At 57.3% G+C, this 21,498-nt stretch carries 24 protein-coding genes and 1 riboswitch; of the genes, 9 read left to right on the forward strand and 15 right to left on the reverse strand.

From position 1 onward, the window contains the following. Window position 1: 1 nt before the first annotated feature. From msrA to ade, 5 genes are all read right to left on the reverse strand, one after another. Window positions 2-520: a peptide-methionine (S)-S-oxide reductase MsrA gene (msrA, locus tag GFB49_RS07505; RefSeq protein WP_153215230.1), complete on the reverse strand. Its 519-nt coding sequence runs from the start codon at window positions 518-520 to the stop codon at window positions 2-4. Between the two features lie 3 nt (window positions 521-523). After that, window positions 524-967 (reverse strand): peptide-methionine (R)-S-oxide reductase MsrB, encoded by a 444-nt coding sequence (gene msrB, locus GFB49_RS07510; RefSeq protein WP_153215231.1) that lies wholly within the window; start codon window positions 965-967, stop codon window positions 524-526. 155 nt (window positions 968-1,122) lie between these two features. Then, window positions 1,123-1,416, reverse strand: a complete 294-nt coding sequence (locus GFB49_RS07515; protein ID WP_153215232.1) for an HU family DNA-binding protein — start codon at window positions 1,414-1,416, stop codon at window positions 1,123-1,125. A 142-nt stretch (window positions 1,417-1,558) separates the two neighbouring features. Then, complete coding sequence (locus GFB49_RS07520) at window positions 1,559-3,022, reverse strand: AMP nucleosidase (RefSeq protein WP_153215233.1); 1,464 nt, start codon at window positions 3,020-3,022, stop codon at window positions 1,559-1,561. Further along, window positions 3,019-4,821: an adenine deaminase gene (ade, locus tag GFB49_RS07525; protein WP_153215234.1), complete on the reverse strand. Its 1,803-nt coding sequence runs from the start codon at window positions 4,819-4,821 to the stop codon at window positions 3,019-3,021. Before ade ends, GFB49_RS07520 begins: the two co-directional genes overlap by 4 nt. Before the next feature lie 89 nt (window positions 4,822-4,910). On the opposite strand from ade, the gene arsC reads away from it, so the two are divergent. The 4 genes from arsC to GFB49_RS07545 all read left to right on the forward strand — a co-directional run bounded on the left by arsC (window position 4,911) and on the right by GFB49_RS07545 (window position 6,981). Beyond that, window positions 4,911-5,336, forward strand: a complete 426-nt coding sequence (gene arsC / locus GFB49_RS07530) for an arsenate reductase (glutaredoxin) (protein ID WP_153215235.1) — start codon at window positions 4,911-4,913, stop codon at window positions 5,334-5,336. A gap of 90 nt (window positions 5,337-5,426) precedes the next feature. After that, window positions 5,427-5,726 (forward strand): Rdx family protein, encoded by a 300-nt coding sequence (locus GFB49_RS07535; RefSeq protein ID WP_153215236.1) that lies wholly within the window; start codon window positions 5,427-5,429, stop codon window positions 5,724-5,726. A gap of 57 nt (window positions 5,727-5,783) precedes the next feature. Next, entirely contained in the window at window positions 5,784-6,608 is an 825-nt protein-coding gene (locus GFB49_RS07540) for an SDR family oxidoreductase (RefSeq protein WP_153215237.1), read from the forward strand. Between the two features lie 157 nt (window positions 6,609-6,765). Continuing rightward, on the forward strand, window positions 6,766-6,981 hold the full coding sequence (locus GFB49_RS07545) for a tautomerase family protein (protein WP_153215238.1): 216 nt from the start codon (window positions 6,766-6,768) through the stop codon (window positions 6,979-6,981). A 37-nt stretch (window positions 6,982-7,018) separates the two neighbouring features. On the opposite strand, the gene dxs is transcribed toward GFB49_RS07545, so the two are convergent. The 6 genes from dxs to GFB49_RS07575 form a co-directional block, all read right to left on the reverse strand. Beyond that, the gene (dxs, locus tag GFB49_RS07550) at window positions 7,019-8,947 is read right to left on the reverse strand and encodes a 1-deoxy-D-xylulose-5-phosphate synthase (RefSeq protein ID WP_153215239.1); all 1,929 of its coding nucleotides are present in this window, start codon (window positions 8,945-8,947) and stop codon (window positions 7,019-7,021) included. A gap of 27 nt (window positions 8,948-8,974) precedes the next feature. Continuing rightward, complete coding sequence (locus GFB49_RS07555; protein WP_194269285.1) at window positions 8,975-9,844, reverse strand: polyprenyl synthetase family protein; 870 nt, start codon at window positions 9,842-9,844, stop codon at window positions 8,975-8,977. A gap of 4 nt (window positions 9,845-9,848) precedes the next feature. Further along, window positions 9,849-10,091, reverse strand: a complete 243-nt coding sequence (locus tag GFB49_RS07560; RefSeq protein ID WP_153215241.1) for an exodeoxyribonuclease VII small subunit — start codon at window positions 10,089-10,091, stop codon at window positions 9,849-9,851. Further along, window positions 10,088-11,014, reverse strand: a complete 927-nt coding sequence (locus GFB49_RS07565; RefSeq protein WP_343032512.1) for a histone deacetylase family protein — start codon at window positions 11,012-11,014, stop codon at window positions 10,088-10,090. Before GFB49_RS07565 ends, GFB49_RS07560 begins: the two co-directional genes overlap by 4 nt. A 113-nt stretch (window positions 11,015-11,127) precedes the next feature. Then, complete coding sequence (locus GFB49_RS07570; protein ID WP_153215243.1) at window positions 11,128-11,826, reverse strand: response regulator; 699 nt, start codon at window positions 11,824-11,826, stop codon at window positions 11,128-11,130. After that, window positions 11,823-12,335, reverse strand: a complete 513-nt coding sequence (locus tag GFB49_RS07575; RefSeq protein WP_153215244.1) for a MarR family winged helix-turn-helix transcriptional regulator — start codon at window positions 12,333-12,335, stop codon at window positions 11,823-11,825. The genes GFB49_RS07570 and GFB49_RS07575 overlap by 4 nt, the downstream gene beginning before the upstream one ends. A gap of 162 nt (window positions 12,336-12,497) precedes the next feature. Here GFB49_RS07575 and GFB49_RS07580 point away from each other — a divergent pair, with 162 nt between their 5' ends. Further along, window positions 12,498-13,364: a branched-chain amino acid aminotransferase gene (locus GFB49_RS07580; RefSeq protein WP_153215245.1), complete on the forward strand. Its 867-nt coding sequence runs from the start codon at window positions 12,498-12,500 to the stop codon at window positions 13,362-13,364. A gap of 362 nt (window positions 13,365-13,726) precedes the next feature. Here GFB49_RS07580 and GFB49_RS07585 read toward each other — a convergent pair whose 3' ends face one another. The 3 genes from GFB49_RS07585 to GFB49_RS07595 form a co-directional block, all read right to left on the reverse strand. After that, the gene (locus GFB49_RS07585; protein ID WP_153215246.1) at window positions 13,727-14,692 is read right to left on the reverse strand and encodes a DMT family transporter; all 966 of its coding nucleotides are present in this window, start codon (window positions 14,690-14,692) and stop codon (window positions 13,727-13,729) included. Window positions 14,693-14,781: 89 nt separating this feature from the next. Further along, window positions 14,782-15,885 (reverse strand): chorismate synthase, encoded by a 1,104-nt coding sequence (aroC, locus tag GFB49_RS07590; RefSeq protein WP_153215247.1) that lies wholly within the window; start codon window positions 15,883-15,885, stop codon window positions 14,782-14,784. A gap of 92 nt (window positions 15,886-15,977) precedes the next feature. Further along, on the reverse strand, window positions 15,978-16,433 hold the full coding sequence (locus GFB49_RS07595) for a 6,7-dimethyl-8-ribityllumazine synthase (protein ID WP_153215248.1): 456 nt from the start codon (window positions 16,431-16,433) through the stop codon (window positions 15,978-15,980). Window positions 16,434-16,508: 75 nt separating this feature from the next. Next, a riboswitch (FMN riboswitch) is annotated at window positions 16,509-16,659 on the reverse strand. A gap of 144 nt (window positions 16,660-16,803) precedes the next feature. Between GFB49_RS07595 and GFB49_RS07600 the strand changes: the two genes are divergently transcribed. From GFB49_RS07600 to GFB49_RS07615, 4 genes are all read left to right on the forward strand, one after another. Continuing rightward, entirely contained in the window at window positions 16,804-17,400 is a 597-nt protein-coding gene (locus GFB49_RS07600) for a glutathione S-transferase (protein ID WP_153215249.1), read from the forward strand. Window positions 17,401-17,626: 226 nt separating this feature from the next. Further along, window positions 17,627-18,184: a ubiquinol-cytochrome c reductase iron-sulfur subunit gene (gene petA, locus GFB49_RS07605; RefSeq protein WP_343032513.1), complete on the forward strand. Its 558-nt coding sequence runs from the start codon at window positions 17,627-17,629 to the stop codon at window positions 18,182-18,184. A 16-nt stretch (window positions 18,185-18,200) separates the two neighbouring features. After that, the gene (petB, locus tag GFB49_RS07610; RefSeq protein ID WP_153215251.1) at window positions 18,201-19,529 is read left to right on the forward strand and encodes a cytochrome b; all 1,329 of its coding nucleotides are present in this window, start codon (window positions 18,201-18,203) and stop codon (window positions 19,527-19,529) included. Window positions 19,530-19,547: 18 nt separating this feature from the next. Next, window positions 19,548-20,342: a cytochrome c1 gene (locus GFB49_RS07615; protein ID WP_153215252.1), complete on the forward strand. Its 795-nt coding sequence runs from the start codon at window positions 19,548-19,550 to the stop codon at window positions 20,340-20,342. 111 nt (window positions 20,343-20,453) lie between these two features. On the opposite strand, the gene GFB49_RS07620 is transcribed toward GFB49_RS07615, so the two are convergent. Next, window positions 20,454-21,431: a calcium-binding protein gene (locus GFB49_RS07620; protein ID WP_153215253.1), complete on the reverse strand. Its 978-nt coding sequence runs from the start codon at window positions 21,429-21,431 to the stop codon at window positions 20,454-20,456. Window positions 21,432-21,498 lie beyond the last annotated feature (67 nt).

Consider the following 21,498-nt stretch of genomic DNA (forward strand, 5'->3'; position numbering starts at 1 on the left):
GTTACACCGCTGCTTCGACCGTGCGTTTGGGCAGAACCCAATCGGGACGTGGGAAATGGCAGGTATAGCCATTGGGCAGCCGTTGCAGGTAATCCTGATGCTCGGGCTCGGCCTCCCAAAAATCGCCTACAGGCTCGACTTCGGTAACGACTTTTCCGGGCCAAAGACCAGAAGCTTCGACGTCTGCGATCGTCTCTAACGCAGTTGCTTTTTGTGAGTCATCGACAAAATAGATTGCGGAGCGATAGCTCATCCCGATGTCATTGCCCTGACGGTCAACCGTGGTAGGATCGTGGATCTGAAAGAAGAACTCAAGCAATCTGCGAAAGCTTGTCTGGGTTGGGTCGAACTGGATTTCGATGCCTTCCGCATGGGTGCCATGATTGCGATACGTCGCATTGGCTACATCGCCGCCAGTATAACCCACCCGTGTGGAGATCACACCAGGCAGCGCACGGATCAGCTCTTGCATGCCCCAAAAGCAGCCCCCAGCGAGAACGGCACGTTCGGAATGTTTCATGTCTTAACCCTCCACTTGGTTTAAGTAAGCACCATAACCCTGCGCCTCCATCTCGTCGCGGTGAATGAACCGCAGTGACGCTGAATTGATGCAATAACGCAGACCGCCCCGGTCGCGGGGGCCATCGGGGAAGACGTGACCCAGATGGCTGTCGCCATGGGTGGATCGGACCTCGGTCCGGATCATACCGTGGCTTTTGTCTTCCTGCTCTTGCACGTGGGCCGGTTCAATCGGCTTGGTAAAGCTGGGCCAGCCGCAGCCGGATTCATATTTGTCGCCAGAGGCAAACAAGGGTTCGCCTGACACGATGTCGACGTAAATGCCGGGGTCTTTGTTGTACAAAAGCTTGCCGGTCCCCGGACGTTCGGTGCCGGATTGCTGTGTGACAAAGAACTCTTCTTCGGACAGCTGAGCAATTGCGTCATCGGATTTGGAATACTGTGTCATGGCGTCCCTTTTTGCTTTTGTCTTGCCCTCAAAATGGGGCGTTTGCGGATGGTTTCAAAGGGGGGAATTGCGGCTTGTAGAGGTTCGGTTGTTTTCTCACAAAAAAAGGGCCGCTGAACCAGCGACCCTTGGATCTTTGAACAGGGAAGTGGCGATTACTCGTCGCCGTTCACGCTGTCTTTCAGAGCCTTGGCAATGGTCATTTTCACAACCTTGTCGGCTTCCTTCATGAATTTCTCACCGGTGGCCGGGTTGCGCACTTCGCGCTCGGGACGCTCGCGGCAGTAGATCTTGCCAACGCCGGGCAGGGTTACAGCGCCACCGCCGGACACTTCGCGGGTGATCAGGCTGCAAACGGCTTCCAGCGCCGAGCCTGCGGTTTTCTTGTCACTGCCCATTTCGTCGGCCAGCGCGGCGACCAGCTGTGTTTTGGTCATCGGTTTGGACATTTTTTTGCTCTCCTTTGACTGCCCGATGTTTAGGGCCTCATCGCGCGATATTATCGGTATGTTGTGGTCGAACACAACGCATAGCGGGCGCAAACAAAAGGGTTTCGGCGATTTTTCGTTGATTTTCGAGGTTTTTACAGCGCTACAAGAACGCGGTTTCATCAAATGAGCGCAATTTACGACTGTGGAGCCGTTCAAGTGGCATGCTGCGCAGATCTTCCATGGCTTTGATGCCGATTTGCAGATGGCGCGAAACCTGGGTTCGGTAAAAGTCCGAAGCCATGCCAGGAAGCTTTAATTCCCCATGAAGCGGCTTGTCAGACACACATAAGAGCGTGCCATAAGGCACTCGAAACCGGTAGCCATTGGCGGCAATTGTGGCGCTTTCCATGTCCAGAGCGACGGCACGCGATTGGCTCAGGCGTTGAACGGGTCCGGATTGGTCACGCAACTCCCAGTTGCGGTTGTCGATGGTGGCGACGGTTCCTGTGCGCATGATACGTTTTAGGTCGTATCCTTCCAATTCGGTCACATCGGCAACGGCTTTTTCCAGCGCGACCTGGATCTCGGCCAGGGCTGGGATTGGGGTCCAGATGGGAAGATCATCATCCAACACGTGATCTTCGCGCAGGTAAGCATGGGCGAGGACAAAGTCTCCCAAAGACTGCGTGTTGCGCAGGCCTGCGCAGTGGCCGACCATCAACCAAGCATGGGGGCGCAGAACCGCGATATGGTCCGTGGCGGTTTTGGCGTTCGAGGGACCAACACCGATGTTCACCAGCGTAATCCCGTTCCCATCCGGCCGTTTCAGGTGATAGGTCGGCATTTGTGGCATCTTGGCGGTGGTTGCGATATCCGCCTGTGCATCCGTAATCTCGTGATTGCCGGTGCTGACAAAGCTGGTGTAGCCCGACGCAGGATCGGCAAGCATGTCGCGGGCATAGGCTTCAAACTCGGAGACATAGAACTGGTAGTTGGTGAACAACACGTGGTTCTGGAAATGCTCCGCATCTGTGGCGGTGTAATGGGACAGGCGTGCCAACGAATAATCCACGCGCTGCGCCGTAAACAGGGCCAGGGGGCCGACGCCGTCAGTGGGTTGATAGGTTCCGTTGACGATATCGTCATTGGTGGTGGCCAGATCCGGCACGTCAAATAGGTCCCGCAGAACAAAGCCCGCAGCACCTTCTTGGGGAACCGTGACGTCGCTGCGGTTGGCGACGGCGAAATGGACCGGAATGGGCGTATCCGAAGCCCCGATTGCCACCGGCTGGCCATGGTTGCGGATAAGAAGGGCGATTTGTTGTTCCAGATAGTGGCGGAACAAATCAGGACGCGTGATCGTGCTGACATAGGTGCCGGGCTCTGACACATGGCCAAAGCTCAAGCGGCTGTCCACCTGGGTGTAGGACGGATTCACAAAACGAATTTCCGGGTAGAACGCGCGATACCGGACCCCATCCTGGGTTCCGTTTTGCATCACACTTTCAAATGCCGTGCTCAGAAAATCAGTGGCGGTCTCATAAAGCTCGATCAGGCGCGCAACGGCAGCTTCGGCGTCGGTAAACTGCTCGGGGGCCGGGACCTTTGGGGTCATCAGGGTCATGGGGTGCTTTCTATAACCGGAATCTTTTTAAACTGGGTCACGTCAACAAGGCCAAGGTCCGAGATGCGCAGCTCGGGGATGACAACAAGTGCCAGCAGCGAATGTTGCATATAGGCGTTGTTCAGCGTGCAGCCGCAGGCCACCATCGCTTCGACCATTTTTTGGGCTTTGGCGGCAACTTCGGTCGCCGGTTGGTCAGACATCAAACCGGCGATGGGCAGTTCGACCAGCGCTAGCTCCTGACCGTCCCGGAAGATGGTCACCCCGCCGCCGACTTCAGCCAGACGGTTGGCGGCCAACGCCATCTGCGCCCGATCCGTGCCAACAACAATCATATGGTGGCTGTCATGTGCCACGGTTGACGCCATCGCCATCGGGCCGGAATAGCCAAAGCCTGAGACAAAGGCGTTGGTCACACCGCCCGTGCCCCGGTGGCGTTCCACCAGCGCAATCTGGCAGATGTCGCCGTGACCTTCGACCAGCCCGTCCTGCACCGGCAGCTCGGCCTTTAACGCTTTGGTTGGGGCCTGGTTTTCCACCACGCCAATGACATTTGCAGTGACCGTGTTAGCGCCAGTGGGGGCCGCAATCTCAAAATCGCTTTGCGACAATGCGTGACCCAGGTGAACGGTGCCACGGGCATGATCAGGCCACGCCAGATGCGGGCAATCCACCTTGATAGAGCCTGATTCAGCGACGATTTTACCCCGCGCAACAACCAGTTCAATCGGCAGATCAGTCAGGTCCGAGGTCAGGATCACATCGGCGCGCCGACCGGGTGTCAGCGACCCCAACTCACGTTCCAGCCCAAAATGGGTGGCGGTGTTGATCGTGGCCATCTGCAGCGCCACCAGCGGATCACAACCGCAAGCGATGGCGTGGCGCACAACGCGGTTCATGTGGCCGTCGTTGACCAATGTGCCGGAATGACAGTCATCCGTACACAGGATGAAATTGCGTGAGTCCAACCCTTTTTCAGTCACAGCCGTGATCTGGCTTTCTATGTCATACCAGGCCGAACCCAACCGCATCATTGATCGCATGCCTTGACGGGTGCGGGCAATGGCGTCGGCTTCGCAGGTGCCTTCGTGGTCATCCGCCGGGCCGCCAGCCACATAGGCCGCAAACTCAGGCCCCAAATCCGGAGAGGCATAATGCCCGCCAACGGTCTTGTGGGCGCGTTGTGCCGCGGCAATCTCGGCCAGCATCTTGGGGTCGCCATTGGCCACGCCGGGGAAGTTCATCATTTCACCCAATCCGATGATACCGGGCCAGGACATCGCCTCGGCGACATCTTCGGGTGAAATCTCATAGCCTGTTGTCTCTAACCCAGGGGCCGAGGGGGCGCAGCTCGGCATCTGGGTATAGATATTGACCGGCTGCATCAGCGCTTCGTCATGCATCAGCCGCACGCCTTCAAGGCCCAGAACATTGGCGATTTCATGCGGGTCGGTGAACATGGTGGTGGTGCCATGAGGGATGACCGCGCGGGCAAATTCCGCAGGCGTCAGCATGCCGGATTCAATGTGCATATGGGCATCGCACAGGCCGGGGATCATATAGCGCCCCTTGGCTTCGATCACCGCGGTCTCAGGTCCGGTGCAATAGGATGCATCCGGCCCCACAAAGGCGATGCGGCCACTGTGGATTGCGATATCGTGATTTGGCAGGATCTCACGGGTGTGGACATTCACCCATGTACCACCTCGGATCACAGTTTCGGCGGGACGGCGGCCTGCTGCAACTTCGATCAGATGGGGGGCGACGTCGGGCCAACTCGGGAACAGGTTCTGGGTCATGATTTATGTTCCACCGTTTGAACCGGGAAATTCAAGCGCAACTTGGCCTGTTTCATCAAAAGGTCATGCAAAAATAGGAAGACAATCGCATGGATATCGTCATTCACCACAACCCCGCATGTGGCACATCTCGCAATGTGCTGAAACTGATCCAAGACGCTGGTTATGCACCAACTGTTGTTGAATACATTGACACAGGTTGGACCCGACCGCAGCTGCAGGCTTTGTTTGCCGCCGCCGGTCTCACACCACGGCAGGCTCTGCGCACCAGCAAATCACCGGCCGAAGAGCTGGGTCTGCTGGATCCTTCCGTGACGGATGAGGTGTTGCTGGATCACATGTTGGAGCACCCGGTTCTGGTCAACCGCCCGATTGTGGCCTGCAAGAACGGCGTCAAGCTGTGCCGCCCCTCTGGTGCGGTGTTGGATCTGTTGGACAATTGGCCCCAAGGGCCCTGGGCCAAGGAAGACGGCGCTGCGCTGATCGACGCGGACGGCAATCGCTTGCCCGAGTGATGCGGTCGCCCGTGTTCTGATTGCGGATCTGGGCAAAGGGTTGATCCTGTGCCAAGGTGACACTCCATCTCCCACCACATGAGGTTCGCGATGTCAGATCCGGCAAAGCCCGTTGTCACAATCTCTTATTGTATCGGCTGCAATTGGCTGCTGCGCGCGTCCTGGATGGGGCAGGAGCTGTTGTCGACGTTCCATGGTCAATTGGGCGGCGTAACCTTGGTGCCGTCAGAGATCGGCGGCACCTTTGCAATCCAGATCGGTGAAACGGTGATCTGGGAGCGCAAGCGCGACGGCGGGTTCCCGGATGTAAAGGCGCTGAAATCCCGTGTGCGCGACCAGATCGCGCCAGACAAAGATCTGGGCCATCTGGATGGCCACAAGGCGCAATAAGCCGCAACCTGCATTTCCACGCTTGTCACCAAGCCAGGTCGCACGCATCTATGGGCCATGGAAAACACTCTACTTTGTCTTGGCTTTGGATATTCCGCACAGGCTCTGGCGCGGCGCTTGAAGCCGCAGGGCTGGCGCGTTTTTGGCACCACGCGGGATGGGCAGCTGATTGAGGGCGTGCAGACCGTGCAATGGCCCGGAAGCCCTCTGCCATTGCATGGGGTGACGCATGTCTTGTCCTCTATCGCCCCTACGGCGGATGGGGATCCGGTTTTGGCAAGTGTGTTGGAACAGTTGGATGGGCGGGATCTGAGTTGGGCCGGTTACCTGTCGACCACCGCTGTTTATGGTGATCATGGTGGTGCTTGGGTGGATGAGGACACTACCCTTGCGCCCAGTACCCGCCGGGGACACTGGCGCGTCGCTGCCGAAGAGGCTTGGTTCAACAGCGGCCTTCCCGTGCATGTGTTTCGCTTGGCCGGGATCTATGGACCCGGACGCGGCCCGTTTTCCAAGGTTAAATCAGGCCAAGCCCGCCGGATTGTGAAAACGGGACAAGTGTTCTCCCGGATCCATGTCGACGACATCGCCCAAGTGCTTGAGGCTTCGATTGCACAGCCAGATCCCGGCGCTGCGTATAACGTCTGTGATGATGAACCGGCGCCGCCACAGGATGTCATCGGCTATGCGGCTGAGCTTCTTGGCCTGCCCATGCCGCCCAGCGTGGATTTTGAGACGGCTGATATGAGCGCCATGGCACGCAGCTTTTACGCAGAGAACAAGCGGGTGAAAAACGACCGGATCAAAACGGAACTGGGTGTTCGGTTGAAGTATCCGGATTACCGCAGCGGCCTCAAGGCATTGGCGGGGCAGGGGACATAGTGGCGGGTCAATTCACAACATCGTAACCTATCTAATACCTTTTTACAGGTTACACTTTGATTTTCACACCCTAAGTTTGCTCTGTCGGGTGCAGTGCTGGTATTTGGGTCTCGGTGCTGTGCCTGACGTTCACATGAGCTAAATGTCAGGTAGAAACATGCCCCTAATCGAAGTCAAAGTGTTCAAAGATGAGCTGAGCGACGGTCAGTCCGAAGAGCTGATCGCAAAAATCACCGATGCCGTCACCGAAGTCACCAGCGAGAAGCTGCGCGATGTGACTTGGGTTGTCATCGAAGAAGTCAAAGATGGCCAATGGGGTGTCGGCGGCAAGGCGCTGGGCCTGCCGGACGTCAAAGCTCTGATGGCGAGCTAATACTTATCTCCCCTGCGCAACGTGGGCAGGGGAGGTTTCACCCCCGCCGTGCGGCCAGATCCACAACGCCCACAGTTTCCAGAACTTTGGCTTCGATCTGTTCCGCGTTCATGGCAGCAACCGCATACATATCCTTGGGGCTGGCCTGATCGATAAAGGTGTCGGGCAGAACCATAGACCGGTATTTAAAGCCGTGATCCAGCGCGCCTTCATCCAGCAACAGCTGCGCCACATGTGAGCCAAAGCCACCCACGGCACCCTCTTCGATGGAAATCATGGCGTCATGGTTGGCCACCAGATCGAGGATCAGATCGCGGTCCAGAGGTTTGGCAAAGCGCGCATCGGCAATTGTTGGGGTGATCCCTTTGGCCGACAGCGCTTCGGCAGCTTTTTGAACCTCGGACAGGCGGGTACCAAATGACAGAATCGCAACGCGCGCGCCGTCCTGAATGATCCGGCCTTTGCCGATCTCCAAGACCTGCGGCTCTTCGGACAGCTCAACACCTACACCTTCGCCGCGCGGATACCGAAAGGCGATGGGCCCCGCGTCATAGGCAGCAGCGGTCTTGACCATATGGGCCAATTCCGCCTCATCCGCGGCGGCCATGACCACCATGCCGGGCAAGTTGGTCATAAATGAGATGTCAAAAGATCCAGCATGGGTCGCGCCGTCCGCACCAACCAGCCCCGCACGATCGATGGCAAAGCGGACCGGCAGGCGCTGGATCGCCACGTCATGGACAACCTGATCATAGCCGCGCTGCAGGAACGTCGAATACATCGCGCAAAATGGCTTCATCCCGCCTGCGGCCAGCGCGGCTGAAAACGTTACCCCGTGCTGCTCTGCAATACCCACGTCAAAGGTCCGGGACGGGTAGCGTTCGGCCATGAGGTTCAAGCCGGTGCCATCCGGCATCGCAGCAGTCACAGCGCAGATCTTGTCGTCCTGAGCAGCCAGCTTGACCAATGTATCGCCAAAGACAGACGTATAAGACGGCGCATTAGACGGCGCTTTTTTCTGTTTGCCGGTCACCACATCGAATTTAGCGGTGGCGTGACCCTTGTCGCGTGCGGCTTCTGCGGGCGCATAGCCTTTGCCCTTTTTGGTCAGAACATGGATCAACACCGGCCCCGTGGCCCGTGCCTTGACGGTGCGCAGAACCGGCAACAGCTGGTCCATATCGTGGCCGTCAATCGGGCCGAGATAAGAAAACCCCAAAGCTTCAAACATCGTGCCGCCGACGGTCATTCCTTTGAGCATGTCTTTGGCGCGTTTGGCCCCTTCGCGGAAGGGTTCCGGCAACAGCGACACCGCGCCCTTGGCCACGGCTTTCAGATCCTGGAACGGCTCTTCGGCATAGATGCGGGACAAATAGGACGACAGCGCCCCAACCGGCGGGGCAATCGACATTTCATTGTCGTTCAGGATCACAAACAAACGTTTGCCCAAATGGCCTGCGTTGTTCATCGCTTCAAACGCCATGCCGGCAGACATGGATCCATCCCCGATGACGGCGATCGCATCACCATTGCCTTCGGGGATCACACCGCCCAGATCGCGGGCCACGGCAAAACCAAGTGCCGCCGAAATCGATGTAGAGCTATGTGCGGCCCCAAAGGGATCATAAGGGCTTTCACTGCGTTTGGTAAAACCGGACAGCCCGTCTTTCATCCGCAGGGTGCGAATGCGGTCCCGGCGTTCGGTCAGGATTTTGTGCGGATAGCATTGGTGGGACACATCCCAGATCAGCTTGTCCTTGGGCGTGTCAAACACCGCGTGCAGGGCCACGGTCAACTCCACCACGCCAAGACCTGCGCCCAAATGGCCGCCGGTTTCGGAGACCGCAGAAATCGTCTCTGATCGCAGCTCCTGAGAGACCTGTGTCAGCTGGGCATCGCTCAACCGCTTCAGATCGGCCGGGCGAGTGATCTGATCCAAGAGCGGGGTGTTCGGGCGGTCCGACATAACGGGCATGGCTCCTCAGGGGTGGTGTTAATTATCGCGCGAGATAACGAAGCGCGCTGCTTGCTTCAAGGTTTCGGCGTCATCCCCATAAGGATGTAGGGCTTCGCAGGCCTCTTCCACCAGATCTGACGCGCGTTTTTTTGCCGCATCCAGCCCCAACAGGGATACGAATGTCGCCTTGCCGGCGTCTTCATCCTTGCGCAGCGCTTTGCCGACCTTGTTCATGTCGCCTTCGACATCGAGGATGTCATCGGCAATCTGAAAGGCGAGGCCAAGGGCGCGGGCATAGGTCGCCAGCGGTGCGGGATCCGCGCCTGTCAAAACCGCTCCGGCAGTGGCGGACCATTCGATCAAACAGCCGGTTTTGCGTTGCTGCAGGCGGGTGATCTGGTCCAGATTCAGCGGTGTCTCGGCGCTTTCGGCAGCTATGTCCAGCATCTGCCCAGAGACCATGCCGTCCTTACCAGCCGATTGGGCCAATGTGCGCAGTGCAGCCAAAGCATGGGGGCCGACGACCGGTTCTGCCATCAGTTCAAAGGCAAAGGTCTGCAGGCTGTCACCGGCCAGAACAGCCATGGCGTCATCCCATTTGCGGTGCACGGTGGGCTGGCCCCGGCGCATATCATCATCGTCCATACAGGGCAGATCATCATGCACCAGCGAATAGGCGTGCACGCATTCAATGGCCAAGGCTGCGTTCATCGCAGCATCAGGTGCAAGCCCATGCAGACGTCCGCTCTCCAGAACCAGAAAGCCGCGTAGCATCTTGCCGCCGACCATGGCGTAACGCATGGCGGCGTGCAGATCATCAGCGCCGGTCAAGCGACTGTGCGCATAGTCGGTGATCCGCGCCTGAGCTGCGCGCAGGGCTACATCAAAAGAAGCCGGGGCGGTCATCGGGTTATCCTGCATCCAACGGTTGGGTGCCGGTGGCTGTGCCATTGGCGTCCAGGGTGATGGCCGCAACTTTCTCCTCGGCGCGCTTCAATTCGTCCTCGCAACGTTTTTTCAACGCCGCACCGCGTTCATAGAGCGCAATCGAAGCATCCAGCGCAACGTCACCCCGTTCCAATTGGTCGACCACAGTTTCCAGCTCACGCATGGCCTGTTCAAAGCTTAACTCTTCGACGGGGGTCTGGGTCATGATCCTGCCTTTATCAATTCGTCAACATGGGCCGCAGTGGCGGCGGTCAGCGCGTTCAGATCATATCCGCCCTCCAAAGTCGAGACGATACGACCACCGCAAACCTCTTGGGCAATGGCGCAAAGTGCGGCTGTGAGCCAGGCAAAATCTGATGTGGTCCAGTTGAGGCTGGCCAACGGGTCATCCTGATGCGCGTCAAAGCCCGCCGAGAGGATCAAAAGCTCGGGTTCAAAGGCCCGAATGCGCGGAAATGCCAATGTTTCATAGGCCTCGCGCATGGCATCTCCACCCGTTTCTGGGGCGAGCGGAATATTGACCATCTGGCCATGTGCGCCGTCTTCATCCGGCCGGCCTGAGCCCGGCCACAGCGGCATCTGTTGGGACGAGATAAACAAGGCGCGTGGTTCGTCCCACAAAAGGTCCTGGGTGCCGTTGCCGTGATGCACATCAAAATCAACCACCGCGACGCGTTTCAACCCGTGATGATCCAGCGCGTGTTTGGCGGCCAAGGCGGCGTTTCCAAACAGGCAGAAGCCCATTGATGTCTCGGTCTCAGTATGATGGCCCGGCGGGCGAATGGCGGCAAAGGCGTTTTGCACGCGTCCCGACAGCACCAGATCAACGGCCCGCACGGCCGCACCAGCCCCACGAAACGCCGCGTCCAGCGACCCCGGCGACAGGAACGTGTCCCCGTCCAGCTGGATGAAGCCCGCGTCAGGCCGCGCCTCTCGCAGGTCTTCGATGTAAGATTTGGGGTGAATGCGCAGCAGGTCGTCTTCAGCGGCCAAAGGTGCGGTGAACCGCTCCAGCGTTTTGCCTTCGAGCCCGTGCAAAACATGTTCCAAACGCGCCACACGTTCGGGATGACCGTCCGGTGTCACATGGGTCAGGCAGTCGGCATGGGTAATCAATGCGGTGGTCACGGGGCAGCTCTCCGACAATTGGGTCAGATCGCATCGTAAAAGCCTGTTTGCCCCAATCACAAGAGCCCGCAGCCTATGCTGGCGAAATCGTCAGAAGCTGCGGTGGCGGCGTATCAGTCGGGGGCCAGCATGTAACCGGCACCGCGAACGGTCTGAAGATACTGCGGCTGTTTCGGGTTGGGTTCGATTTTACGGCGCAGGCGGGTGATTTGAACATCAACGGCGCGTTCTTGGGCCTGTCCCCGGTCACGTCCCAGATCCTCAACCAGTTTGGCACGGCTTACCGGTTCGTTGGGCTGCGCTGAAAAGATCTTCATCAGCTGGCTTTCGGTGCTGGTCAAACGCACCAGATCCTGACCCTGCCACATCTCGCCGCGTTCGATGTCATATCGAATGTCGCCCAGGTGCAGCACCTTTGGAATGGTGTCTTCGGGTTTGGCTTCGGGCATGCGCCGCAAAATGGCGTTGATCCGCAACAGCAGTTCCTTGGGTTCAAACGGTTTGGCAAGATAATCATCTGCCCCGGCTTCGAGCCCCGCAATCCGGTTTTCCGTCTCCCCCTGTGCGGTCAGCAACAGAATAGGTGTTGTATGTGTCTCGCGCAGCGCTTTGGTCAGGGAAATCCCGTCTTCGCCCGGCATCATCACATCCAGAACGATCAGATCGAAATCCAGCCCCGACAGCACCCGGCGCGCGTGTTGGGCGTCGCGTGCGGCGGTGACCAGAAAGCCCGAGCGCATCAAAAACTTCTTGAGCAGTTCGCGGATCCGCTCGTCATCATCCACAATTAAAAGGTGGGCATCGCAATTCATGAACTGGTTTCCCGAAGTTTGGTATAGGCGCGGCGCATATCTGCATCCATCATCGCTTCTAGCACCTTTCTAAATCCTTGTACCGCCTCTGGCCCGGCTTCTTTGTAAGCGGCGCGCATTCGCGCGCGCTGGGCGTTGGACAGCTCCGCTTCCAGCGTTTGTCCGGCTTCTGTCAGGAAAAGGTGACGTTCTCGTTTATCTGCAGTGCCAACACGGCTTTCGACCAGACCATCTTCAATCAGAGCACGCAGAACACGGTTTAGAGATTGTTTGGTGACCCCAAGGATCGACAGCAGGTTGTTGACCGTTGTGCCCGGCGCGCGGTTGATAAAGTGGATCGCCCGGTGATGTGCCCGCCCATAGGCCAGTTTTGCCAGAATGCGATCCGGATCAGCGGTAAACCCACGATAAGCAAAGAACATTGCTTCGATGCCCTGGCGCAATTGCTCATCCGTCAAAAACAGCAGGCTTTCACCGCTGTTAAATTGACCACTTCGCCCGTCTGACATGGTATGCCTCGTAAATCTTTTGTTTGCAGCAGCTTAAGTCAGCGTTGTTGACATTCCAAGGGTGAAGATGTATCGAATCGCAGATTTGGCGCAATGAAATGTCCAAGACTCAGGTTGCGCACGCAATAAATGGAATAACCAAGACCCTCGGGAGGGTGCAGGATGACAGCATATGATGACCGCGATGGTCTGATTTGGATGGATGGGGAGCTGATCGAGTGGCGCGACGCCAAGGTTCATATCCTGACCCATGCCATGCACTATGCCTCTTCGGTATTCGAAGGGGAACGTGCCTATAATGGTAAGATCTTCAAAAGCCGGGAACATTCCGAACGGTTGATTGCCTCGGCTGAGGCGCTGGATATCCCGCTGAGCTATTCGGTGGATCAGATCGAAGCCGCCAAGGAAGAGGCGCTGAAAGCCTCTGGTCTTCAGGACGCTTACGTTCGCGCACTGGTTTGGCGCGGTTCTGGTGAAGACATGGGTGTCGCGTCCGCCAAGAACCCGGTGCATCTGGCCATCGCGATCTGGGGTTGGGGTGCCTATTACGGTGATGCCAAGATGCAGGGCGCCAAGCTCGACATCGCGGAATACAAACGCCCAAGCCCTGACACGATCCCGGTCCATGCCAAGGCGGCGGGTCTGTATATGATCTGCACCATCTCCAAGCATAAGGCTGAGGCCAAAGGCTGTTCCGACGCGCTGTTTATGGATTACCGCGGGTATGTGGCGGAGGCGACAGGCGCAAACATCTTCTTTGTCAAAGACGGCGAAGTTCACACGCCGCTGGCGGATTGCTTCCTGAACGGGATCACCCGGCAGACCGTGATCCAGATGCTGAAAGATAAAGGCATCACCGTCTATGAGCGTCACATCATGCCCGAAGAGATGGAAGGTTTTGAACAGTGCTGGCTGACAGGGACCGCTGCTGAGGTGACCCCGGTGGGTGAGATCGGCCCCTACACGTTTGAGGTTGGTGCGCTGACACGCGAAATCGCCGAGGATTACGAGGCGTTGGTCCGCGCCTAATCCGACTGTGTCGTGATGAACTAGACGGAGCGCAAGGGAAGCCCTTGCGCTCTTTTTTTGTTACAGAAGCCCGGTGGTCACGTCGACATTGCCGCGCTCGGCGTTCGAATAGGGGCAGATCCCATGCGCGACCTAGGTCAGGCGCTTAGCTGCCTCTACTTCGACACCCGGCAACAGGACTTCGAGGTGGACTTGAAGGCCAAACCCGCCGCAAAAAGCTGTTCCGGGTTTGCGCCATTGCCCTTTCCATCCATTTCGGCGGGCACAGCCAACGTCGCCCAGAGGATGAGCCCTCTTTGAAAGCGCTGCGCGAACAGCTGAAGGCCCTGGCCGAGAGTTTGCGCGCATAACGCACAGCCGATTTACCCCCCTTTGGGATCCATCAATGGTTTGGCCTTGCCCCGCTGGACGCCTAGTTTCCGCTCCCGCAGGATGACGATGACATTTGCCAGAATCACCAGGCTGGCCCCGGCAAGCACAACCAAGCTGGGCCATTCATCAAACCAGAGATAGCCGATAATCAGCGCAAAGATCATGGACACATAATCAACCGGTGCCAGAACGGAAGCAGGGGCAAACCGATAAGATGCGGTCACCAGAATTTGCGCAACGCCGCCAATAAGCCCACTGCCCACCAGCAACAAAAGCGTATGCATAGGCGGGACAACCCAGCCAAAAGGCAGGGTCAGCAGTGACAGCGCCGATGCGGTGAGCGAGAAGTAGAATACAATCGCCGCCGTGTTTTCCACCTGCGCCATCTTGCGCAAATGGATCTGCACAAAGCCGCGCGCGGCCGAGGCTGCCAGAATACACAGGCTGCCGATCAGCGCGGTGTCCTGCAGCGATTGATCCTGCCCCAACTGTGGTGACAGCATGATCACAACGCCCAACAGACCCACAGTCACAGCTGAGATACGGATCAAACGGATTCGCTCCCCCAACAAAAGCGCTGCCAGGATGAGTGTGAAAATTGGGGTCACATAGCTCAGCGCTGTGGCCTCGGGTAGGGACAAGAGGCCCAAGCCAACGAAATTGAACCCCATTGCAGTGCTGCCAACCAGACCGCGCCATACGTGCAGGCCCGGGTTCTTGGTGCGCAATCCACCCCGCAATTCGCCCCGGATCGCGAGCCACAAAAGGATAACCGGCAGGGCGCAGAAGCTTCGGAAAAACACAGTCTCGCCAACAGGGACCGTCTGCACCACCTCTTTGATCAGGCCCGCCATAACCGTAAACAGCCCAATCGCAACGGCTTTCAGTAAAATACCCTTGCCGGGGCTATGTGCTGTTTTGGAAGAGCCCGCCGAAGGCTGCGTCAATTTGGCCATGGCCGCACTCTGGCCACAACAGTGGGAGATTACAATGGCTCGCGGTGTGTCAGCACATTGTTTCTGTGCACAGAGCCCTGCGGTTCCAGTTACCCGATCTGGCCTTGGTTCTCACCAATTTGACCGCGGTGCAGCAACAGGTGGTCCAGGATCACACAGGCCATCATAGCCTCGGCCACGGGCACCGCGCGGATGCCGACACAGGGGTCGTGGCGGCCTTTGGTCACCACTTCGACGGAAGAGCCGTCTTTGCGGATCGATTGGCGCGGGGTCAGGATGGACGATGTGGGTTTAACGGCAAAGCGCACAACTACATCTTGGCCGGTGGAAATCCCACCCAGAATGCCGCCGGCGTGGTTGGACGAATAGACAGGCGCGCCATCATTGCCCAGGAAGATCTCATCCGCGTTTTCCGACCCTTTGAGCCGGGCCGCGTTCATGCCTTCGCCGATTTCAACGGCTTTGACGGCGTTGATCGACATCATCGCTGCAGCCAGATCCGTGTCGAGCTTACCATAGACCGGAGCGCCAATACCGGCGGGGACACCTTTGGCAACTACCTCGATCACCGCACCGACAGAATCATGGGCTTTGCGCAGGCCTTGCAGGTAATCTTCCCAGTCCTGAACGGCGGCCGCATCAGGGATCCAAAAATCATTTTGATCAATCGCGTCCCAGTCAAAGCGGCTGCGATCGATCTCCATCTCGCCCATCTGGGTCATGTAACCCTTGATCTCGAGCCCGGGCACCAAGGCTTTGATTGCTTCCCGTGCCACACCGCCCGCCGCCACGCGCGCCGCTGTTTCGCGCGCCGATGAGCGCCCACCGCCGCGATAGTCACGATTGCCGTATTTCTGGAAATACGTGATATCCGCATGGCCCGGACGGAAGGTCTGAGAAATCTCACCATAGTCGCGGCTGCGCTGATCGGTGTTTTCGATCATCAGCTGGATGGGGGTTCCGGTGGACATGCCATCAAACACGCCCGACAGGATCTTGACCGCGTCGGGCTCATTGCGCTGGGTTGTGTTTTTGTTTTGACCGGGACGGCGTTTGTCCAGCCAGACCTGCAGCATCTCGGGCGTGATCGCAACATTTGGCGGGCAGCCATCGACGGTCGCGCCAAGTGCGGGACCGTGGCTTTCACCCCAGGTGGTGACTCGGAAGAGGTGGCCAAAGCTGTTCATCGACATGAGGTGCGGTCTCCTTTGCGGATTGTGCTTACCCTCGCACGTCTCTGGCCTCAAGGGGGAAGGGGCGCATCGGTGCGCCCCATGCCATCGTCTTATTCGGCCGCAATTGCCAGATCGTGGGCAATTTTTGCGCGGGTTTCGGTCACCATCAGTGCAGCGCGAGCGGCTTCTTGGCCTTTCAGGACAAAATGTTCGCGGTAGATCGCATTGTGGTGGTCGGTTTCCTGATACTGATGCGGCGTCAGGGATACGGACAGGACCGGAACACCTGTATCCTGGCTGGCGCGCATCAGGCCGTCGACAACGGCTTGCGCAACAAAGTCATGCCGGTAGATACCACCGTCCACCACAAAGGCAGCGCAGGCAATGGCGGCGTATTTGCCGGTTTTGGCCAGATCCTGTGCAATCAACGGCATCTCAAACGCGCCGGGGACGTCAAATACGTCGACCTGTTCGGCGGGAATGAGCTCCAAAAAGCCCTTTAGGGCCTGATCAACGATGTCAGAATGCCAGTTGGCTTTGACAAATGCATATCGGGTGTGTGTCATCGATATCTCCTTTGGTTTGACACGTCACCCAAGGCGATAACGAACACCAGGACACACCGGTGGCGTGACCCTGCTGTACGTTCTCTTTCATCCGGACTTTAACCGTCGGCTCTGGCCTCTCACCAGATCTGCTGACACTTGAACCTGTGGTTCAAGCCGCTCGCGGGCTTACGGGTCATGCCCGCATACCGCCGGTGGGGAATTTCACCCCGCCCTGAGAACGGCGAGACCCTGCCAAGCTTTGGGTCAAATTGCAAGAGATATCCGGATGTTTGACTGTGCTATCACTGAAACGCGATGTGCAGAAACAGGCGGTGGTTGTTTTTGTGGCGACGCCTAACCTAGGGCCACCGAATCAGGAGGTTTACACATGCGTCTCTACTACGCGTCGGCGTCGCCCTATGTACGCAAGGTCAATGTTGTCTTGCAGGAAACCGGTCAAATGGAGGAGGTTGAGCGCGTCACGGTTATGACCACGCCATTAAACCCAGCCGAAGTGCTGCAGGCCGCGAATCCCATTTCCAAGATCCCCGCTTTGGAGCGCCCGGATGGGCCGACATTGTATGACAGCCGCGTCATTTGTGAGTTTTTGAACGAACGTGCCGCAGCGTCGCTTTATGCGCGGGGTTGGGAGAGCAAGATTCTGGAAGCCACGGGCGATGCCATCTCGGACGCCGCTGTGTTGATGTCCTATGAAAAACGCATGCGTCCCGAGGAAAAAGTCTGGGATGGCTGGCTTGGCGCACAATCGGCCAAAATACTTGACGTCAGTGCTGCGTTGACTGCGCGCTGGATGAGCCATCTGCAAGGGCCTTTGGATATTGGGCAAATTGCTGTTGGCTGCGCATTGGACTATGTGGACTTCCGTCATCCCGAAGTGGATTGGCGCAGCGGAAATGACCAGCTGGCGGCGTGGCATGCTCAATTTTTGGAAAAGCCTAGCATGGCAGCGACGAAACCAGCCTAATCAGCGAAAAAAAAGCGTTTTGGGGGTTGAAGTGGCATTAAAGACTCATCAAATAGGCGACGTGACTTCGTCTGTCTGTGAATGAAACGCCACATTGCGCCCCCTGCGCGGGTTTGACCGCTAGACGAATAGCCTTCTCCAATATAGACACCCGCTGAGGCACTGCCTTAAGTGGTGGTGTGCGCGCATGTTTGCCCTAAGCGGGCGCTTGAATTGGAGAAGCCTCGTGTCCCACGCAGAAGATACCGAAGGAACCCGCAGAGATTTCCTCTATTATGCCACCGCAGGTGCTGGTGCCGTTACGGCCGGCGCTGCGATTTGGCCCTTGGTTAACCAGATGAACCCTTCGGCCGACGTTCAGGCCCTGTCCTCGATTTTCGTGGATATCAGTGGTGTAGAGGTCGGAACCCAGATTTCCGTTATGTTCCTGGGCAAGCCGGTGTTTATTCGCCGCCGTACCCAAGAAGAGATCGACGAAGCCCGGGCCGTTGACCTGGCTGAGCTGCCCGATGGCGTTGCGCGCAATGCCAACAAGGGTGAAGTGGACGCGTCCGACGAAAACCGTTCCATGGACGAGGCCGGTGAATGGCTGGTGATGATGGGCGTGTGCACCCACCTGGGTTGCGTACCCTTGGGAGATGCCGGTGATTTCCACGGTTGGTTCTGCCCCTGCCACGGGTCGCACTACGACACGGCTGGCCGGATCCGCAAAGGCCCCGCGCCCGAGAACCTGCCGGTGCCTGTCGCCGAGTTCATCGACGCAAACACTCTCAAGCTCGGTTAAAGGAGGAGGTCGCTAGATGTCTGGTATCCCGCACGACCATTACGAGCCGAAATCTGGAGCAGAAAAGTGGCTGCACAGCCGCCTGCCCATCGTCGGCCTGATCTATGACACCATCATGATCCCCACCCCAAAAAACCTGAATTGGTGGTGGATCTGGGGCATCGTTCTGGCATTCTGCCTGGTGCTGCAAATTGTCACCGGTATCATCCTGGTGATGCACTATACCCCGCATGTTGACATGGCCTTTGCCAGCATCGAACACATCATGCGCAATGTGAACGGCGGTCATATGATCCGCTATGTCCACATGAACGGCGCATCCTTGTTCTTTGTGGCCGTTTACATTCACATTTTCCGTGGCCTTTTCTACGGCTCTTACAAGGCACCGCGTGAGATCACGTGGATTGTCGGCATGCTGATCTATCTCTTGATGATGGGCACCGCGTTTATGGGCTACGTTCTGCCCTGGGGTCAGATGTCCTTCTGGGGCGCGACCGTGATCACCGGTCTGTTTGGCGCGATCCCGTTCATTGGTGAGCCGATCCAAACCCTGCTGTTGGGTGGTCCTGCGGTGGATAACGCCACGCTGAACCGCTTCTTCTCGCTGCACTACCTGCTGCCGTTTGTGATTGCTGCACTGGTCATCGTCCACATCTGGGCGTTCCATACCACCGGCAACAACAACCCAACCGGTGTTGATGTGCGCAAAGGGTCCAAGGAAGAAGCGGAAAAAGACACGCTGCCGTTCTGGCCGTATTTTGTGATCAAGGATTTCCTGGGTCTGGCCGTTGTTCTGGTTGTCTTCTGGGCCATCGTTGGCTTTATGCCGAACTACCTGGGCCACCCGGACAACTATATCGAAGCAAACCCGCTGGTCACACCGGCGCACATCGTTCCGGAATGGTACTTCCTGCCGTTTTACGCGATCCTGCGTGCCTTTACGGGTGAAGTCTGGGTGGTGCAATTTGCCTCCTTCATCACCGGCGGCATTGTAGATGCCAAGTTCTTTGGTGTGCTTGCGATGTTTGGCGCAATCATCGCCATGGCGCTGGCCCCTTGGCTGGACACCTCAATGGTGCGTTCGGGCAAGTATCGTCCGCAGTTCAAATGGTGGTTCCTGCTGCTGGTCATCGACTTCTTTGCCCTGATGTGGCTGGGGGCGATGCCTGCAGAAGAGCCCTATGCCTCGCTGTCGCTGATCGCATCGGCCTATTGGTTCGGCTACTTCTTTGTCATCCTGCCGCTTCTGGGCGTGATCGAGAAACCCGAGGCCCAGCCCGCCACAATCGAAGAAGATTTCGACGCCCACTATGGCAAGAAATCCGAAGCTACTCCTGCTGAGTAAGAAGAAGGACAGCTACCTATGTTGAAGAAACTTGCAACCGGTGCTGCTTTTGCCTTGGCACTCATCCCTGCTGCTGCCTTTGCAGCAGGCGGTGGGGAGCAGCATATCGAGGATTTCTCCTTCTCGTTTGAGGGTCCGTTTGGCTCCTATGATCAAAACCAGCTGCAGCGTGGTCTGCAGATCTACACCGAGGTCTGCTCTGCCTGCCACGGTTTGAAACTGGTTCCGATCCGTACCCTGGCGGACGAGGGCGGCCCAAATCTGCCGGATGATCAGGTTCGCGCTTATGCGGCTGAGAATTTCTCGGTCTATGATGCGGAGCTGGACGAAGACCGCCCGGCCAAGCCTACCGATAATTTCCCGGTCAATGACGCGCTTGGCGCGCCTGATCTGAGCTTGATGGCCAAAGCTCGCGCAGGCTTCCACGGTCCTTATGGGCTTGGTCTGAACCAGCTGTTCAAAGGCATGGGCGGGGCGGAATACATCGCCTCGCTGATGACCGGCTACACAGGGAAGACCAAGGAAGAGGCGGGCACGACGTTCTATGAGAACACCGCTTTCCCGGGTGGTTGGATCTCTATGGCGCCGCCGTTGGATGACGAACAGGTTGAGTTCATCGATGGTCATGCCAATGACGTGCATCACCTGGCTGAAGATGTCTCAGCGTTTCTGATGTGGACTGCAGAACCCAAGATGATGGCGCGTAAACAGGCTGGTCTGACCGGCGTGTTGTTCCTGACTATCTTGTCGGTCCTGCTGTACCTGACGAACAAGCGTTTGTGGGCACCGCATAAAGGTAAAAAGACCTCTTAATGCCTCTTGTTTTAGAGTTATAAAAACAAGCCCCCGCGAGCATCGCTCGCGGGGGTTTTCGTTCTATTGAGGTCGTTCTTGACCAGAAAGTTAGGCAGATGTTGCGTGGTGTTAGACGATGATCAGGTCGTCGGCCAGGTCCGCTGTGCTGTCCAAATTTTCCAAGATCAACTCATTGTCGCCAAAATCTAGGACCAGCTGTCCGTCCCGCACAGTTCCAAACATATCGACAACTTCTTGTGCAGTTAGATCACCTTCCCAGAGATCATCATCCAGTACAATTTTATCTGCACCCAGTTCAAAATCGGTGATGGTATCTTGACCATATCCATCAGAGAAGATGAATTCGTCCGAGCCGTTGCCACCGGTCAGGATATCATTGCCGCGTCCACCATCCAATGTGTCGCGTGCAACGCCGCCGTCGAGCATGTCGTTGCCTCTGCCGCCGCTGAGGTCATCACGCCCGCGCTGGCCGTTCAGAATATCGTCTCCGACTCCACCGCGCAGAGCATCATTCCCCGAGTTCCCGAACAGTTGGTCGTCGCCGCCGCCGCCGCGTATCGTGTCACGCCCACTTCCAGCCCGAACGATGTCATCCCCTGCGCCAGTAAAGGCAACATCATTGCCCCCACCGAGATTGAATGTGTCGTTCCCGGAAAAATCTAAGGCACCTCCCCTGCGGATAAGGTCCGCCTGATCACTGCCGTTGATTGTGAAATCTTCGTCCGACAGCGCTTCGATCACTTTTTCTGGTGTCAGAACGGCAACTCCGGGGTTTCCCGAGGCGAGTAATATAGCCTGTTCGTAAAGGCTAGAAATGTCGATATCCAGGTCACTGAAATGCAGCGCTTCCCCCGTAAAGGATGTTCCGTCGTTTGTTTGTATCTCTGTTAAGGATATGTCGCTGATGGTTCCGACAACAGGTGTTACGATCCCTTCTCCAAAGTCTGTACCGGTCAAAACTGTGGATTCAAGGGAGCCCTGGGGTATAATGGTGCCTTCGTTAAAGACAACCAGCCCTCCTGTCAGGTCGTCAACGATCCGAGAGAAAAGTCTATTAAAGTTGCCACTTAGGTCAATCGTCGGCATGAAAAATCTCCGATATAGAAAACAAAATAATATCCTATATACAAAGCTTTGCCGATAAAATGGGCAA

It is taken from the genome of Tritonibacter litoralis (assembly GCF_009496005.1).
GTDB classification, from domain to species: domain Bacteria; phylum Pseudomonadota; class Alphaproteobacteria; order Rhodobacterales; family Rhodobacteraceae; genus Epibacterium; species Epibacterium litoralis.

What these genes read in the sequence shown, in the direction of transcription:
- msrA (WP_153215230.1), bottom strand. Translation starts at nt 520, where the DNA reads ATGAAACATTCCGAACGTGCCGTTCTCGCTGGGGGCTGCTTTTGGGGC.
- msrB (WP_153215231.1), bottom strand. Translation starts at nt 967, where the DNA reads ATGACACAGTATTCCAAATCCGATGACGCAATTGCTCAGCTGTCCGAA.
- GFB49_RS07515 (WP_153215232.1), bottom strand. Translation starts at nt 1,416, where the DNA reads ATGTCCAAACCGATGACCAAAACACAGCTGGTCGCCGCGCTGGCCGAC.
- GFB49_RS07520 (WP_153215233.1), bottom strand. Translation starts at nt 3,022, where the DNA reads ATGACCCTGATGACCCCAAAGGTCCCGGCCCCCGAGCAGTTTACCGAC.
- ade (WP_153215234.1), bottom strand. Translation starts at nt 4,821, where the DNA reads ATGACCCAGAACCTGTTCCCGAGTTGGCCCGACGTCGCCCCCCATCTG.
- arsC (WP_153215235.1), top strand. Translation starts at nt 4,911, where the DNA reads ATGGATATCGTCATTCACCACAACCCCGCATGTGGCACATCTCGCAAT.
- GFB49_RS07535 (WP_153215236.1), top strand. Translation starts at nt 5,427, where the DNA reads ATGTCAGATCCGGCAAAGCCCGTTGTCACAATCTCTTATTGTATCGGC.
- GFB49_RS07540 (WP_153215237.1), top strand. Translation starts at nt 5,784, where the DNA reads ATGGAAAACACTCTACTTTGTCTTGGCTTTGGATATTCCGCACAGGCT.
- GFB49_RS07545 (WP_153215238.1), top strand. Translation starts at nt 6,766, where the DNA reads ATGCCCCTAATCGAAGTCAAAGTGTTCAAAGATGAGCTGAGCGACGGT.
- dxs (WP_153215239.1), bottom strand. Translation starts at nt 8,947, where the DNA reads ATGTCGGACCGCCCGAACACCCCGCTCTTGGATCAGATCACTCGCCCG.
- GFB49_RS07555 (WP_194269285.1), bottom strand. Translation starts at nt 9,844, where the DNA reads ATGACCGCCCCGGCTTCTTTTGATGTAGCCCTGCGCGCAGCTCAGGCG.
- GFB49_RS07560 (WP_153215241.1), bottom strand. Translation starts at nt 10,091, where the DNA reads ATGACCCAGACCCCCGTCGAAGAGTTAAGCTTTGAACAGGCCATGCGT.
- GFB49_RS07570 (WP_153215243.1), bottom strand. Translation starts at nt 11,826, where the DNA reads ATGAATTGCGATGCCCACCTTTTAATTGTGGATGATGACGAGCGGATC.
- GFB49_RS07575 (WP_153215244.1), bottom strand. Translation starts at nt 12,335, where the DNA reads ATGTCAGACGGGCGAAGTGGTCAATTTAACAGCGGTGAAAGCCTGCTG.
- GFB49_RS07580 (WP_153215245.1), top strand. Translation starts at nt 12,498, where the DNA reads ATGACAGCATATGATGACCGCGATGGTCTGATTTGGATGGATGGGGAG.
- GFB49_RS07585 (WP_153215246.1), bottom strand. Translation starts at nt 14,692, where the DNA reads ATGGCCAAATTGACGCAGCCTTCGGCGGGCTCTTCCAAAACAGCACAT.
- aroC (WP_153215247.1), bottom strand. Translation starts at nt 15,885, where the DNA reads ATGTCGATGAACAGCTTTGGCCACCTCTTCCGAGTCACCACCTGGGGT.
- GFB49_RS07595 (WP_153215248.1), bottom strand. Translation starts at nt 16,433, where the DNA reads ATGACACACACCCGATATGCATTTGTCAAAGCCAACTGGCATTCTGAC.
- GFB49_RS07600 (WP_153215249.1), top strand. Translation starts at nt 16,804, where the DNA reads ATGCGTCTCTACTACGCGTCGGCGTCGCCCTATGTACGCAAGGTCAAT.
- petB (WP_153215251.1), top strand. Translation starts at nt 18,201, where the DNA reads ATGTCTGGTATCCCGCACGACCATTACGAGCCGAAATCTGGAGCAGAA.
- GFB49_RS07615 (WP_153215252.1), top strand. Translation starts at nt 19,548, where the DNA reads ATGTTGAAGAAACTTGCAACCGGTGCTGCTTTTGCCTTGGCACTCATC.
- GFB49_RS07620 (WP_153215253.1), bottom strand. Translation starts at nt 21,431, where the DNA reads ATGCCGACGATTGACCTAAGTGGCAACTTTAATAGACTTTTCTCTCGG.